The sequence below is a fragment of the Lentzea flaviverrucosa genome, from assembly GCF_003350445.1.
Classification (GTDB): Bacteria; Actinomycetota; Actinomycetes; order Mycobacteriales; family Pseudonocardiaceae; genus Lentzea; species Lentzea californiensis.
In genome coordinates this window covers 1-14,788 of sequence record NZ_QQAU01000026.1, presented here as the reverse complement: position 1 = coordinate 14,788, position 14,788 = coordinate 1, and the positions used below count along the sequence as shown (strand labels likewise).

Below are 14,788 nucleotides of genomic sequence, written 5' to 3'. Positions count from 1 at the left end.
GCCTTGAAAGCGGGAGACGGGCAACCGTCCGGGGGTTCAAATCCCTCCGCTTCCGCAGTTCAGAAGGGGTGTGACCGGCCGTTGAGGCTGGTCACACCCCCTCTGGTGTAGCAACGGGTGTAGCAACGCACATAGTCGAGCTGCGCCCTACGCGTCGACCTGGATCGCCTTTGCGTCTTGCAGCAGCTTCAGCAGAGCTCTGGAGTCGACCGGCTCAGGAAGGCCGAATCGAATGATGTAGCGGCCGACCGATGCTGCAAGTGAGTCCACGGAACGCGGAGTTTGGAACCTTTTTACTTCAACCGATCGCACCTTGCGCAGAAGCTCCTCCGCTCCGTAGGAGGTCAAAGCAAGCTCGGAATCAAAAGTTTGCACCAGAGTCTTAATAACATGACAAGCGAAGTATGCGTGCTTCAATTCCAGCTTCGGCTTCACCCCTTCTTGCACAACAGGAAAATGCGGCCCCCTATTGCGCGCATAAGTCAAGCCAACGCTATCTTGATCAAGCTGATTAAAGCGATTGATAAGACTAGGATCAGGAAGCTCGCTGCGATGCATGAATCCGTTACGAAGCTCCTTGAAGGCGCGGTAGGCGACCAGCACCTTGCGAAGCTCTGATCCCGCATGAAGCCGACTGGAACGCACTTTGCTCGAAAATGCCTTGAACATCAAGTCGGATCGGTTCTTGTCAAGAGAATCGTGAATCTGCGAAACACCATAGCTATAGTCGGGATCGGATGTAGCCGAGTTCCCCATGCACAGCGATCCGAGGCTTGTCAGGCTGCTTCGACCACTCGCTTTTCGCGTGGTCAAGCAGTCTATCCCTTCTGCCCACCTTTCATATAGGGCGATGACGTTGATAATCCCCATGCGGGCGATCGCCTGCTCTTGCGTCGACCACTCTTCTGCCCTGAAATATCCGAAATCGAACTTTCCAACATTAGGAGCACTAAGGAAGTAGCCCGCTAGCGCATCGTCTCCAGCATTTGGATGCGCGGCCACGTATCCATGCACTTGCCATCGCATCGTCCAGATCGCTGAGGTGCTTGCACCAATGAAATCAAACAAAGATTTATATTCGCGCTCGAATGCGGAGGTCGACTCAAAAAGCCTGGTCACGTTACCCCTCGGTAGTGGTCTGCATGCTTCCTAGTGGAGTGAGGTCGCAAGTTTTCGAAGTGCTTCACGCTTGTCTTCCAGAGATACCGAAGCGTAGATCGTCATCGTTACATCGATGTTCGAGTGGCCGACGATGTCCCGGACGATGTGCGGCGGTACGCCGAGCCTGAGCAGCAGCGTCACGCACGAATGCCGGATGTCGTGAAAGCGCACCTCATCGAGGCCGGCACGCTTCCGGATCGGGTACCAGCTCGATCGGAGATAGGTCGGATCGATAGGCCCGCCGAGGATGGTCGTGAAGATCAGCCCCGACTCTTCCCACCGGTCCCCCGCAGCCTCCGCTTCGTCGTCCTGGAGGTCCCAGTGATCGACCAGCGCCCAGGCGACGAGCAGCGGCAGCGGCATGACTCGCTCTGACCGATCCGTTTTCGGCGGCACGAACACGAGCTTCGTACCGACCCGCTGAAGCGTCTGGCGGATCTGCAACGTCGGTGCGTACTGCTCCGCGCAGTCTTCACAGAAGTCGTCCGTGTGCTCAGCGCAGGGCTCGTCCCACCCGTCCCAATCGATGTCCTTCCACCTCAGGCCGAGCAGTTCGCCGCGCCGCATTCCGAGGTAGAGCGCCAGGACGTACAGCGCCTTCAGCCGATCGTTTTCCGCCGCCTTGAGTAGCGCCTTTGCTTGATCGGCGTCCAGGCCTCGGTTCACGTCATACCGAGGCGACCTGACCTGAACGAGCCTGGCGACGTTGCGCGGCACAACCTCCTCCCGCATTGCGTGCGCCAGCGCATTCCGCAGAACAGCGTGGATCTGCTGAACGGTCCGGTCGGAAAGAACCGTCTTGCAACACTCCCCCTTGGCGCAGCATCGCCGAGCATCCTTCGGCCGGTTGGCATCGATCTTCTCCGCGCAGCACCGGCAGTCGTTCCGAAGCCGCGTGATGAACGTCCGGACGTCCTGCGCCGACAACCGATGGAGCTTCTTCGCCCCGAGGTTGGGCACCAGGTGCCGCCGCACGACCACGCCGTATCCCTCAACCGTCCGAGGCCTCTTCGTCGCGGCCACAGTGGACAGCCAGTACTTGAGATAGCTCTCCAGCGTCCACGTCTCCGCAGCTACCGGGATGCCGGCATCGGAGTCCGCGATCTTCTTCCTGAGCTTCTTCCAGGCCTCCGACTCCGTGGTTGCCGAAACAGTGACGCGCTTGCGATGCCCAGTTGTGGTGAGCACGTAGGCCGCGCCGATCCACATCCCGTCTTTGCGCTGGTAGACCGAGCCTTCACCGTTGGATCGCTTGCCCCCGGCCATCACGCAGCCTCCGCAATCAGCCGAGACAGGTACGCCTGCACCGACGAGGCCGGAACCCGACGACTCCCGCCGATCTTGACGGACACCAGCTCACCGGCCCTGATCAAGTCGAACACCTTCGTCCGCCCCACCCGAAGGGCCCGAGCGACTTCCTCAACGCGATATGCGATGTCGTTCATGTCTTCCCCCTTGGTTGATCAGGCCGCAGTTGCCGAAAGATCTGGAGGCCCAGCCGCGAGGAGTGCGCGGTCGTACTCGGCCTTCCACGTCACGCGTTGAGCGATCGCATGCATGAGCAGATGCGCCCGTGGCGGCACGTTCGGATCACCAGGCCGAACCTTGTGCCAGACGAGCCGAGCCGGGTCCTTTTCCGGCTTCTCGATCCCAACGGCTTTGAGCGCCTGGAGCACGAAGCGCTTCCGATCTGCCTTGTGGTCCGCGAGGGTCTTCCCCGACCACTTGCGAGACACCAGAACCCGCCGCCCAGGCAGTCCAAGCGTGGCCCTGCGGTGAGCCCTTCCTTTGCACCGTCCTGGGCTCATGCGGGAGTTCGCGCCGCGAGGCTGGACGCCGTAGAGGAGCCAGTTCGCGCACCGGTCCGAGCAGGGCGTGACGGCCAACTCGTCGGCCAGGCGGTCCGCATGCCGGCGTTGCCGTTCGGTGTCCTGCTCGACCACCTCACCGATGGATTTCGTGAGGTACTTCGTCAGGTAGCCGATGTGCCGTCCAGCTTCTTCAGAGCCGCCGAGGATTCCCTTGGAGTGCACCTGACGGCCGAACTTCGCGACGTGCGCCGGTTCCTCGACCTCCGCGTCTTCCCAGGTGACCAAGGCCCTTCTGGTGTCCGGGTCGATGAACGCCTTGGCGTTGAAGTCCCAGACCGGCAGCTGGTCCACGTAGACGCGTTCGTCGTGGTTGGGCCACCACACCTGGTGGTAGGTAGCCGCTGTGACCAGGCGAATGACTTCGTGAGGGATCGAGCCGCGGAGTGCCGCATGCAGGTGCGGAGCAGCGCGTTTCTGCGGCTCGACCGTGGCGAAGTACTGGACGTCCCAGCCTGCGACCCGCCGAAGGTTCTGCCACCACCGGTCAACGAGTGACGCGAAGTGCACGGCATCCCTTGCGGCACGGCGGTAGTCGTAGCTGTCCGGATCGACCGGCGTGCCGTCGTCGCGCACCTTGCCGTAGGTGTCGAGGGTGAGCGTCACGAACATCGAGGGACGGAAGGCTCCCGCGAACTCCCGTCCAACCGTTCGCTTCTCCACACGCCGCCGAGGCAGGTCCGGCGCGTCCTGCCGACGCTTCGTCGAGCGCTTCATGGGCCGCTTGCCGGGATCGTCCGGCGAGGGCAGGCGACCACGGACGCCGAGTTGCCGAAGTTCTTCGTCGACGCTGTGAATCTCCTCCCGCAGCTCGTCTGCCTCAGCCGAGTTGCCCTCCTCCTTGAAGACCTTCATGAGGTCAGCGCGGTACTCCAACAGCTCCGTCTGGTCCTTTGTGGGCGGTTCCGGAGTGAAGTCAGGCTCCACCTCCATGTGCCAGCCCTCACGGCACTGAGCCGTCCGCAACGCCTTGGCCTTCTTCGCGCAGGGCTTGCAGACACTCTCGATCGTCGAGCCACACGGCACCGCGACGTACCGAACCTCGTAGGACTCGTGGTCCTCGACTTCCATCGTGAACGGCCGGACGCACACGCCGTGCTGCTCAGCGGCAGCCTTGGTGACGTCGAGCGCGGCAGGCTGCCTCATCCGCTCCGCGCGGGACTGGCCTGCAACATCGCCGGGAAACGTGGGGACGTTCGTGCTCATGCTGCCCTCCGCTCGCTGCTTGCCGGGAAGTCGTGAACGGTGGCCGGGGCGAAGTAGACGCCCAGCTCGACCAGGTCCGCGTCCGTGACGTGGAAGGCCCTCGCGCGTTCTGGTTCGCGCTGCCCGTCCTCTTTAAGCCAGGCGACACCAGGCGTGCTCTCGCTGATCTCATGAGCAGCCGCGCCACGCTGCCGAACGCCGTCGCCCAGGACCATGTCCACCTGAATCGGCTCGTCCAGGCGCAGCGCCACCCGAGTGGTGAACAGCTGCCGAAAGCTCACGACTTCCTTGCGCGGGTCCTGCACCAGGGCGACCGTGGCCACACCGGGAGCGCGTCCCTGCGAGCTGATCGTCTGGACAGCACGCCCGGCACGTTCCCGGAGTTGCTTGTCCTGCTGGTAGGCGACAAGGTCCGCCAGCTCGTCGACCACCAGGACCGTGAACGGCTCACCGGCGTTCCGAGTCCAGAGCCGACGAACGCCCCGGTACCGCGACGCCCGAGCCTTGACCTCCGCTGCGATCTCTTCCAGCAGTTCAACGGCTTCCGGCCCGTTGTCGTAGACGACTTTGTCGAAGGCGTCAGGACACTGACCGAGTTCCATACCGCCCTTGGGGTCGATGCCGACGAGCCGAACCAGGCCGGCGCGAATCGCGGGAGCGAGCTGCCAGACGATCGACCAGAGCACCGAGCCCTTACCCGCGCCAGGGACACCGACGACGAGGATCTGAGAGCCGAGCAGCTTCAACCTCCACGGCTTACCGGTCTCCGTCCTCCCGACGACCAGCTTCTTAAGGTCGACCTCCGCGGAATCCCCCAGCGGCGGAACAGCCACAGGCCGAGCCAGCGGGTCAGCGTGGATGAGGTCGAGCTCAAGCAGCCGAGGCTTCAGCACCCGCACCCGGCAGGATCGAGCGTTGAACGAGTGCGCCAGGTTGTCCCGACGTGCTTCCCACTGCTCTGGAGACTGCGCGGGGATCATCCGCACCCGGACCTTGTCCCGCCAGCCCTCAGCTCGGACGCGACGCAGCTCAGGCAGGTACTCCTTGCGCCGGTGCTCTTTGGCCAGATCAGCCAACCGCATGACCGTGCGCCACTTCGGCACGTAGACCGTGGCCCGGCGCCACTCAGTGACCGCGCGGTACCAGCAGTGCCGTAGAAAAGACGACTGGTGAAGCCCGAACCAGATCAGCAGCACAGCGACGAGCGTGAGCAGCGCCAGCACGAGCGGCGAGAGCCCGAACTTCCGATAGGTCGCGAGCCCGGCGACGGCCAGGCCGGCCACGACCGGGTACCGCACCACGACGAGCACCAGGCGGACGCCGAGCCACACGGCGAACCCCGCCAGCACGAACGGCGCCGCAACAACTTTGGCCCACCGGGGAAGCCAGATCCACCAAGGGAAACGCGGTCGAGCGCCCTCGAACGGAGCCGGATCGACCCACTTCGTCCCGCTCATGCCGCACCGTCCAGGCACGAGACGCAGCGGAACACCATGCCCGTGCTCGGGATGAACCCCACGGGCTTGAACGCACTCAATCCGTTGCCGCACAAGCGCTTGCACGTCAGGCACTCGAACCCTTCGGCCTGAGCCTGGGTGAGTTCGAGGCTGACCAGCTCCCCACCGTCGACCATCACCGTGTAGGTGTCGACCGTCTGCAAACGCTCCACCATCGCAGCGAAGCGATCCTGTCGACTTGACGCACCCCAGGTGCGCACAGATACCCTATGCATGACTCGAATCTCCTTGTGTCCCAACGATTTCAGAGTCGTTCGAGTCGGTGTACGTCGCCGGGAACAGTCAAGGCCCGCCAAGACTTTGGACTGTTTCCGCGCGACACACACCAACGCTGTTTGTTCAGTTGTGGATCAGCTCTGACCGAGCTTCTTGGCGAGCGCCCTGCACCAGGAGCAGAGCGGCCGTTTCTCCGTCTTGCGGAACCACCCGCCACCTAGACACCGCGAGCAGTTCCGGTACTCCATCCGAATCCGCCCGGTCACCGGGTGCTTCGCGGTCAGGTTCATTCGGTACATCAACCGAGCCAGCAGGCGAGGCCTCACCGGCACCACCGCCTAACTCGGCTAGATGTGCGGAAGCCCGCAGCAGCACCGGCCACAGTCACACCGGCAGGCGTCGAGGACCGGGCCGAATCCCAACGCCTTGCGCACCGACAACCCGAGCGGTACCGCCATCACGTGCAGCACCTCGAAGTTCGCCCGGATCAGCCACCGCGATGACCGCAGCCCGTCCGGCGAGACCCAGTACCGCCAAGGCCGTTCCTGCTCCGGCCAGAACGGAACCCGTTGCACCAACCCGCAGCGGCGCAACCGCTCCATCCGCCGGTAGACGGTCCACAGCGGTTGCCGAAGAAACTCGGCCAGCTTCGGCACGGTCCACAAGCTCCACGGATCGTCGAGCAGGGCCACCAGCATCAGCTGAACCTGCACGTCGTCCGCGAACTCACCGAGCACCGCGTCAGACAGTTGAAGTTCGTCGAGCATGGCTAACCCCACTCAGTCAGTGGCCCAGGCGTGTTGCCAACCCAGCCAGCACCTTTGGACGGTTCGAGCACCGCAGCCAACAGGCCGGCGTGCTGCGACAGCGTCCGCAGGAACGCCGCCAACTGCTCCCGACCTTCAGGCCCGTCCGGCACATGGATAGCGATCTGCGCCGGATCGAGGTTCAGCCGCAGGCAATGTTCCGCAGCGGTCGAGTCAGGCCACGCCACGATGTCCGCCGACGCCGCAGGACCAGGCGAGATCATGAGCTTCAACATCACGACTCCTCCCCAGAACGGGACTGTTCAAGCCGCGCGCGACGCTCGAACTCCTCAGCGGCGATGGAGCAGGCGTGACGAGCCCAAAGCGGCACCGCCAGATCAGCGGCCAAGATCCGCCACGCCTCCGCCACCGCGGAGTAGCCCAGAGCCAGACGAAGAAGTGCCTGCTTGTCGCCCGTACGGGACGCCGCAAACAGTGCCGCCGTCTGCTCCGCATACGCGGTGTTCCACCGGGCGACCGCCTCACGCGACGGCCGCGCCACTGTTAGGCCGCCGACTTCTGATCGGTCTGCCCCTGCTGACCCGCAGGCTTGTTCTCACGCTTGGGGGAAGCCCCGACCTGAGGCGCGCTGATACCCGTGGCCCGGATCGTGAAGCCCTGGTACTTGAACCGGTCCCCCATGACGCGCGGCTCGACCGTCAGCCCCTCGAAGGCGACGGGCCGGACCTCAACGCCGGGCATGACCTGCACGGCCTGAGGCGGAACGGGCTGGACGTCCGCGAGCACGGTGATCGTCACCGACGCGTCCCGCTCCTTCTCGGCCGACGGGTCGGTGACGACGACCTTCCACTGACGCTTGCCGGACCGCTCGTCCACCTTCTGCTTAGCCTGCTTGCCGCGCGCCTTGTCCTCGTTGCTCATGTACTCCATGTCCGGAGCGACCACGCCGACCATCAGCGCGCCCTGCGGAAAGACCTGGTCAAACGACGCATCGAAGCGAGTGCCGTACGGAACTGCCATGACCGCAACCTCCCTAGCCCCGCTAGGCCGTCTGTACGACCTAGCCAAGTTAGAATCTAGCTAGGTTGCCTAGCCAGGTCAAGCAAGTTGCGATTTCCGCAGGTGAGCTAGCTCTCTAGGCGGGCTAGACAAGCGCGAACATGTGCGAACAAACAGCTTTGCGCCGCTTTGCGAGGCGCTTTGCACCGTCTGATGCGAGACGAGGAGACATGGGACTCGACCCGGATGACCCGCGGCCGCCATACGTGCAGGTGGCGAACGCTCTACGGGCCGCCATCCTCACCAAGGTCTTCAAGGCCGGCGACAAGTTGCCTTCGCGCGCCGAGTTGGCGAAGAAGTACGAAGTCGCACCGATGACAGTGCAGAACGCGTTGCGCGAGCTGCGCGATGAAGGATTGATCGTCTCCAGACAAGGCAGTGGTGTCTTCGTTCGCGAGCGCACCGAGCGCCCGGTCGGGCTTCGGCCTCACATCGAGCGTGCGTTCGAGGCCGAGCACGTCTCCATCGACTTTGCTGGCTTCTCCGGCGAGACGCTACAAGGCGTCATGCAGGAGCCACTGGACAAGATCCGAATCGGTCGATTGACGCCTGCCTCGATCAACATCCGGATGCTCGTCCCGGACACGTCTCAGCCGTGGGCAATCCCGTGCCAGGTCGAGGACTTGCAGGACAGCCCAGGCTTCCGCAAGCGCATGGACGAGATCATGCGCCGCCACACCCTCGCGATCGTCGACAACGTCCAGGAACTCGGAGACCTCGGCCTGGTCAAGGACGTCTCCGTTGAAATCAAGGTCCACCGAGCAGCACCGCTGTTCAAGCTGTACCTGCTCAACAACGAGGAAGCCTTCTTCGGCTTCTACCCAGTCCGCGAGCACGTAATCCGCTTCGACGGCGAACCGAAGCCGATCTACGACCTTGTCGGCAAGGAAGCGATCCTGTTCCAACACAGCGTCACTGACGACGACACCAGCACCGGGAGCCAGTACGTCGAGCAGGCTCGCATGTGGTTTGACTCCATGTGGGAGACAGTCTCCGTGGAGTACCAACGATGACCACGAACTCAGTTCCAGTTGACGACGCCGACGCAGCCCGACTCCTGCTGTCTGAAACGACTGGGCTCCTACTCGACTTCGATGGACCGGTGTGCTCGGTCTTCTCGGGTTTCCCTGCGCCCGTTGTGGCGGGCCAGCTTCGGGAGACCCTGGCACAGGGAGGCCATAATCGGCTTCCGACAGAAGTTCAGGAAACCGACGATCCGTTCGACGTCTTTCGATACGCGGCGTCTCTGGGAGTCAAGGAAGCTCGCTATGTCGAAGCTGCTATGCGAGCCCATGAAGTAGAGGCGATGGCGACAGCGGAACCGACTATAGCCTCACATGACCTAATACGGGCCTGGAGTAAAACCGGGCGCAGTCTTGCAATCGTGAGCAATAATTCAGTCGCGTCCATCTCTTCCTATCTCCACCTTCATGAATTGACTGACGCCGTGGACGTCATATCCGCAAGAACGGACTCAGACCCTGATCTTCTGAAGCCGAACCCGTATCTCGTAGAAATCGCCGTTTCTAAGCTGAACCTACACGCCACTCAGTGCATATTCATCGGAGATTCAGTCGCTGATATTACCGCAGGACTAAGAAGCGAAGTCTTTCCGATCGGCTACGCCAACAAAGACGGAAAGCTGGATAGCCTCTCTCGCGCTGGCGCGAGAATGATGATCACTGAGCTTCAAACGATCGCCGCTCTAGCCGCCGCATCACGCGGCGAAGATCAGACCCCATGACCTCGCGAGGCGGTACTACATCAGCACCGCAGACCAACGATGGTCACTTGCGTATACACGTGTGCGGACACTCGCTCGCCTACCCATAGCCGTTCAACGGGTGTGGCGGCCATACCATTAGTGACGAGTAAGGACTAGGTTGTTCCCATGAGCATTGCTCCCGTGCTACGCACGCGGCCGACAGAGAGCCGAGCCGCTCAACCGCTGCCTGCAGTCACGATCGCTGGCCGTCGCCTTCAACCGACAGTCGTGTTTGATACCTACTGGCATTTCGCGGTTGCGCGTCAGCGACTGTACTTCGATCGCATCACCGGTAGATCAACTTCGGTTGATGACGATATTCTTTCGAGGCACCGATTCACTAACTGCTATCGCGCCACTGACAGGGTAAGTCAGTTTGGAATACGCAGTGTCGCATACGGAGGACCCCAGGAACCCCAAGATGTAGTTTTCCGAACTCTCCTCTTCAAGTTCTTCAATAAGATTGAAACCTGGGAACTTCTCGAATCAACGATCGGACCCATTAGCTGGAGGACGTGGCGTGAGGACGTAGCACGGGCGGTGCTGGATGCCGCATTTAAAGCTGGCCGGCGACTCTACTCGGCCGCATATGTAATCCCGCCGCCACCCATGGGCGCAGTGCGCAAACACGCAAACCATCTACAACTTCTGTCTTACATGATGAATGAAGGACTACCCAACAAACTAACGGACGCCGCGAGCATGCGGCAGGCCTACGAAATGCTGCTGCACTATCCTGGGATTGGCCGATTTATCGGATACCAACTGCTGATAGACCTAAACTACTCCTCTGTACTCAACTTTAATGAAGGCGAATATATCGTTGCGGGCCCCGGCGCCCGAGATGGAATCAGGAAATGCTTCGGTCCTGCATCGCATGGCATCGAAGAGCAAGTGATCGAGTGGGTCACAGAGACTCAACAGCTTCACTTCAATCGCCTGGGACTTGACTTCGAAACCCTTGGTGGTCGCCCTCTTCAGCTAATCGACTGCCAGAACCTCTTCTGCGAAGTAGATAAGTACGCGCGAGTCGCACATCCAGAAGTCACCGGGCTCTCGGGTAGGCAGCGAATCAAGCAGAACTACCGTCAAGATCCGCGGGCACTGACGCCTTGGTTTCCACCAAAGTGGGGAATTGAGAAGAGTTTTGCGCAGCAAGTTTCTCGATACTCAAAGGAGAGCTAGCTGACGAACCCGTTTAACCGCATTCCTTGCATGGATGACACAGCCGTTCTCAACTTGAGCATAGCCGACCATTACCGTCAGCTGCCCACACTTGAGACCGGAAGAGCTTGCGATGTAATCAAGCAGTCGTCCGATACCGAGATAGTTCCCGTAGGCACGCTCGACAAGATACTGGCCACGATAAAGCGCTAGCCCGTGCAATCGATCACCATCGAGCTGAAATGAGAGCTGCGTCAAGCAAGGAAACCCAAAGGGAAGTCCATCCTTTTCCGGAGCGTACACGGATACCGGTTCGCTTAGCACAGCCTCATATTCCGCTGACCCATTCTCCACTACGGGTTCGAAATCTACCACAGGGCTTGATGGAGCCATTTCGTATAGCGCGACCCTACGCTGCTTCTTGACCTCCCGACTAAGAAGTTTGATCAATCGGGGAAGCTGCCCCTTCCCTTCTAGGCCGGGATACTCCACGAGTCGACCAAAGTATGTTCCAGACCGGTTTTTGGTGCTCTCTTTCCGCAGCCTTGCATAAATTCGCCGATACCGATCACTCAGCTCTTCGGCATCTTTGCACCGAGCAGCAAGAGAAGCCGGAAAAATCGTATTGGCAACGGTTTCGACAGGCGCAAGTTTCCTTGCTGACAGCATCTCATCCACAGCTGTCCTCACGTGAGGGTCTTCCGCCGTCGGATTAGCCATTCTTACTACCGAATGCAAAAGCTGGTACTGAGGCGCGGAAAGAGCAATATCAATCATCTGGAGCCATCCGTCACTGACGTCTGACGCCGATACTATGCTTCCCAACGACTTCATGGATACCCCTTTGGCGAGCCCGCTAGACCATCTGACTTACGTCCGGAATCAGCTCCGTAAAAACTTCACCAACCAGCGGACTGCGAATGCTCAAGACAGTCGGAGCCTGCCTGCCCTGCGGCGGGTCCATGTGGACATCGGCAGACCCGCCGGCGGAACACGTAACATCAAAATATGAATTTCCATCTCTTTGACCCACAAGAACAAGATTGGGGCACTCGGCCGCCCGATCCGACCAGAATTCGTCGTCGAGGATAATTCGATCTCCCGGTTCGGCTATGACGCGACCCCAGCCAGCAAACTTGGTTAGTTCAATGACATTCCTCCTACGGTCAACTTGATCAAAATCGTTGCCATTCAGTCGATCTTTGACCCGCCCCAGTGCCACGCGTTCAAGCTTGCTAGCCGCCGCCCTGGATATAATCTTTGTCGTAGCCAGGTGGCGCGCAGTTCCCCGATAGGATGACCCAAGCATTAGCGAAACTCTGTACACATCGAATGCATCGACAGGTTGGGTCAAGCCGAGAACAGCGAGCGCTGCACATAGGTTCCGACGCGGCATCAAAAACCATGCCGCGAAAGCTTCGGCCGTAGCTTCCGTTAGATCCCAATCCCCGGCGGAGGATTCCTCGAACTGGTCAGTCGTTAGATCTACCTGGAGACCGTGTCCGAGCACGTGGTGCCCTAGCTCATGAGATGCCGTGTGGCGCTGGGAGACCAGGTCGAGTTCTGCGTTCAACAGAATCGCGCCTATCGCATCGGCGGATTCTGGAAAATATGCGCCAAATAGTCGATCCTTTGGCTCCGCAAAAAGAGACAAACCCGCTGCTTTGATTGACTCAAAAGGGTCAACAAGTGAACCTGGAGCGATCTTCTGATCGATGCGTAGGCGTTCCGCCGCGAGATGCGCAGTCCTGTGAGCCAAAGGCCACCGACTCATTTTTCCGAACCTCCCGCTTGCTTTCGGTATCGCAAGAACTGCGCAAAGCGCTCAAGCTCAACGCGGTCAGCATCACTTAGGCCCGCTACGGCTCGCTTTACCACCTGAAGAGTGTGATTTCCAGCGTCCGCCTCTTCGTCTTCATCCAAGAAGTATCCAACAGGACGGCCATATACTGCCGCGAGCTTCTTAAGCTCCAAGCTGTCGACTTTGCGCTTTCCTTTCTCGATATCAGAGATCGCCGAGCGCGGAATGCCGGTCCTGTCGGCAACCACCTGCTGGCTAACCGCCAGATTTTCGCGGCTACTACGGAGCCGTTCACCGAGACGCTCCTGCTGATCCCCAGATGCTGGTTCTTCCTTCGCCTTAGCAGCATTCTCTTCCGTATCAGGGCGACTGTTCATAACTGGATCACTGGCGCTCACTTCATGCCCCTTTAGTTACTTCCGGCAGCTTGGATCTCGTCAAGGATTCGCCGAGCAAAGCCGTGGATAGATCGCATCGCACGAGCAGTTTCCTCCGTCGCCTCTAGGCGAACCTTGTACTTGTCTTCTACCTGAGCTAGTAGCTCGACCAAGAGGATCGAGTCAAACGGCATATCTCTACCTCGACCTACAAGCTCCTGTCGCAGCTCGTCCGGATCGGTGCCTAGATCCGCAGCAAGAAGCTCAATGATCATTTGCTCGATCTCATCCAGGTTCGCTTCTGGCACCGACCACTCCTGTCTGACTTGCCGACCGTGCGTGTCTGATGATAGGACAGTACCTGTCGGGTTGCAAGACAGTCTCTGTCGGCTCAGGGGACAAGATCGAGATGTGGAGGCACGTGACATGAAGCTTGACGAGTTCCAGCGCAAGGCGCTGCAGACCGACCAGCGCACCATGTACCCAGCTGGGGACATCTTCGTACCGCTCCTGGGGCTGGTGGGCGAGGTCGGGTCTCTAGCGACGGAGTACAAGAAGCAAGCCCGCGACGGCGTAGCCCATACCTGGGCGAAAGCTCGTTTGCGTGAGGAGCTTGGAGACGTCCTCTGGTACGTCGCTGTCGTTGCCGACCGAGCCGGACTCAGCCTCGATGACATCGCGGTTGCGAACCTGGACAAGGTGGCGGACAGATGGATGCCAGAAGAGGCACTGATGCCGCTGGATCTTGAGTTCCCCGACAACGAGCGATTCCCTGGAACTCTGACCTACGTGTTCCGTTCCGAAGAACGTGCCGACGGGGTGCGGGTCAGCCGAGTTACGTGCGAAGGAACGCAAGTAGGAGACCCTCTCACCGACTCCTCTGCCAATCCTGACTACTACCGGTTTCACGATATTTTCCATCTCTCGTACGCGGCCGCGTTGGGTTGGTCCCCAGTGACGCGTGCGTTGTTGAAGAGGAAGAGGAAGAGTCAACCGGCCGTCGATGAAAACGAGGATGGGGGCCGCGCGATCGTGATTGAGGAAGGAATTGCTGCGCTCGTCTTCGCTTACGCAGCGACTCACAGCTATCTCGATGGCATCAAACGTATAGACACTGAGCTGTTGGGCGTCATCAAGAAGATGACCAACACCCTCGAAGTCGGAGTACGCAGCGCGGCTACGTGGGAGCAGGCGATCCTGAGAGGTTTCGCGGTGTGGAACCAGCTACGTGCTGCTGACGGCGGCGTTGTGCACGCTGACCTTCGCAGCCGAAGCCTGACCTGGAGCCCGCTTACTGACTAGAGCCCACGACAGCACTGCCTCATCGGCCGAATGTCCCAGTCAGCTCAGTCAGCTCAGGGAGCTGCCGAACTTGGCTCTATGGGATCAAGGCGCGCCGCCGTCGGCGGCGCGCACGAGGCCTGTCACGTTGGCACCGGCTCCCCATCCATCCCGGCACGCCGGGCTCCCGCTTCGCTCCGCCCGTCGGCCGTGCGGCGCGGCCGGCGTCCATCCACGGCAGCGCGCCACCGACGGCGACGTGCAGGAGCTCCCAGCACCTAGGCCTCAGGACGATCGCGCGATCCAAGACCTGACCGAGCCGGGCACGGCGATCGACGCCCGCCAACGCTCCGCGTCATCGGCCACCGGACATGCCAAAGCCGCCCCACCGAGGACCAGCGGGACGGGACAACCACCAGGCAAGCCCCAGGACGAGGTGTAGCGACGGGTGTAGCAACGGTCCGGGACGGGTTGGGACGGGACAGCACCCCTGACCAGGCAGGACCGACAACCGCGGACTAGCCCGAACAAGCCTGGACAGCCAGATGCAGCCTTGAAAGCGGGAGACGGGCAACCGTCCGGGGGTTCAAATCCCTCCGCTTCCGC

17 protein-coding genes are annotated in these 14,788 nt (G+C 60.9%); 4 read left to right on the top strand and 13 right to left on the bottom strand.

From position 1 onward, the window contains the following. Positions 1-147: 147 nt before the first annotated feature. The 9 genes from DFR72_RS45230 to DFR72_RS44720 form a co-directional block, all read right to left on the bottom strand. Positions 148-1,119 (bottom strand): hypothetical protein, encoded by a 972-nt coding sequence (locus tag DFR72_RS45230; protein ID WP_143087035.1) that lies wholly within the window; start codon positions 1,117-1,119, stop codon positions 148-150. 30 nt (positions 1,120-1,149) lie between these two features. Then, positions 1,150-2,427 (bottom strand): tyrosine-type recombinase/integrase, encoded by a 1,278-nt coding sequence (locus DFR72_RS44765; RefSeq protein ID WP_090074588.1) that lies wholly within the window; start codon positions 2,425-2,427, stop codon positions 1,150-1,152. Next, positions 2,427-2,606 carry a helix-turn-helix domain-containing protein gene (locus DFR72_RS44760; RefSeq protein ID WP_090074583.1) on the bottom strand — a complete coding sequence of 60 codons (180 nt, stop codon included), beginning with the start codon at positions 2,604-2,606 and terminating at the stop codon, positions 2,427-2,429. The genes DFR72_RS44765 and DFR72_RS44760 overlap by 1 nt, the downstream gene beginning before the upstream one ends. 18 nt (positions 2,607-2,624) lie before the next feature. Next, positions 2,625-4,235, bottom strand: coding sequence for a replication initiator (locus DFR72_RS44755; protein WP_114774012.1), 1,611 nt, complete (start codon positions 4,233-4,235; stop codon positions 2,625-2,627). Further along, entirely contained in the window at positions 4,232-5,692 is a 1,461-nt protein-coding gene (locus DFR72_RS44750) for an FtsK/SpoIIIE domain-containing protein (RefSeq protein ID WP_090074567.1), read from the bottom strand. Before DFR72_RS44750 ends, DFR72_RS44755 begins: the two co-directional genes overlap by 4 nt. Beyond that, complete coding sequence (locus DFR72_RS44745) at positions 5,689-5,904, bottom strand: hypothetical protein (RefSeq protein WP_143087033.1); 216 nt, start codon at positions 5,902-5,904, stop codon at positions 5,689-5,691. Before DFR72_RS44745 ends, DFR72_RS44750 begins: the two co-directional genes overlap by 4 nt. Before the next feature lie 411 nt (positions 5,905-6,315). Further along, entirely contained in the window at positions 6,316-6,735 is a 420-nt protein-coding gene (locus tag DFR72_RS44735; protein WP_090074559.1) for a hypothetical protein, read from the bottom strand. Positions 6,736-6,737: 2 nt separating this feature from the next. After that, positions 6,738-7,010 (bottom strand): hypothetical protein, encoded by a 273-nt coding sequence (locus DFR72_RS44730; protein ID WP_143087032.1) that lies wholly within the window; start codon positions 7,008-7,010, stop codon positions 6,738-6,740. 268 nt (positions 7,011-7,278) lie between these two features. Then, a complete protein-coding gene (locus tag DFR72_RS44720; RefSeq protein ID WP_090074551.1) occupies positions 7,279-7,755 on the bottom strand; it encodes a hypothetical protein in 477 nt (158 codons plus the stop codon). Between the two features lie 209 nt (positions 7,756-7,964). Here DFR72_RS44720 and DFR72_RS44715 point away from each other — a divergent pair, with 209 nt between their 5' ends. From DFR72_RS44715 to DFR72_RS44705, 3 genes are all read left to right on the top strand, one after another. Continuing rightward, on the top strand, positions 7,965-8,807 hold the full coding sequence (locus DFR72_RS44715; RefSeq protein ID WP_177224671.1) for a GntR family transcriptional regulator: 843 nt from the start codon (positions 7,965-7,967) through the stop codon (positions 8,805-8,807). Continuing rightward, entirely contained in the window at positions 8,804-9,538 is a 735-nt protein-coding gene (locus DFR72_RS44710) for an HAD family hydrolase (protein ID WP_114774010.1), read from the top strand. The genes DFR72_RS44715 and DFR72_RS44710 overlap by 4 nt, the downstream gene beginning before the upstream one ends. 147 nt (positions 9,539-9,685) lie before the next feature. Continuing rightward, complete coding sequence (locus tag DFR72_RS44705) at positions 9,686-10,744, top strand: nucleotide kinase domain-containing protein (RefSeq protein ID WP_211335822.1); 1,059 nt, start codon at positions 9,686-9,688, stop codon at positions 10,742-10,744. Here the strand turns inward: DFR72_RS44705 and DFR72_RS45225 are convergent. From DFR72_RS45225 to DFR72_RS44690, 4 genes are read right to left on the bottom strand one after another with little or no spacing between them, the layout of a single operon-like run. Next, positions 10,730-11,557: a thymidylate synthase family protein gene (locus DFR72_RS45225; protein ID WP_143087034.1), complete on the bottom strand. Its 828-nt coding sequence runs from the start codon at positions 11,555-11,557 to the stop codon at positions 10,730-10,732. The two genes, DFR72_RS44705 and DFR72_RS45225, sit on opposite strands and share 15 nt — an antisense overlap. Positions 11,558-11,579: 22 nt before the next feature. Then, the gene (locus DFR72_RS44700) at positions 11,580-12,497 is read right to left on the bottom strand and encodes an ImmA/IrrE family metallo-endopeptidase (RefSeq protein ID WP_090074574.1); all 918 of its coding nucleotides are present in this window, start codon (positions 12,495-12,497) and stop codon (positions 11,580-11,582) included. Then, positions 12,494-12,922, bottom strand: a complete 429-nt coding sequence (locus DFR72_RS44695) for a helix-turn-helix domain-containing protein (protein WP_211335820.1) — start codon at positions 12,920-12,922, stop codon at positions 12,494-12,496. The genes DFR72_RS44700 and DFR72_RS44695 overlap by 4 nt, the downstream gene beginning before the upstream one ends. Positions 12,923-12,933: 11 nt before the next feature. Further along, positions 12,934-13,209 carry an acyl carrier protein gene (locus DFR72_RS44690; RefSeq protein ID WP_090074570.1) on the bottom strand — a complete coding sequence of 92 codons (276 nt, stop codon included), beginning with the start codon at positions 13,207-13,209 and terminating at the stop codon, positions 12,934-12,936. A 118-nt stretch (positions 13,210-13,327) separates the two neighbouring features. Between DFR72_RS44690 and DFR72_RS44685 the strand changes: the two genes are divergently transcribed. Then, complete coding sequence (locus tag DFR72_RS44685) at positions 13,328-14,203, top strand: nucleoside triphosphate pyrophosphohydrolase family protein (protein ID WP_090074576.1); 876 nt, start codon at positions 13,328-13,330, stop codon at positions 14,201-14,203. Positions 14,204-14,788: the final 585 nt, after the last annotated feature.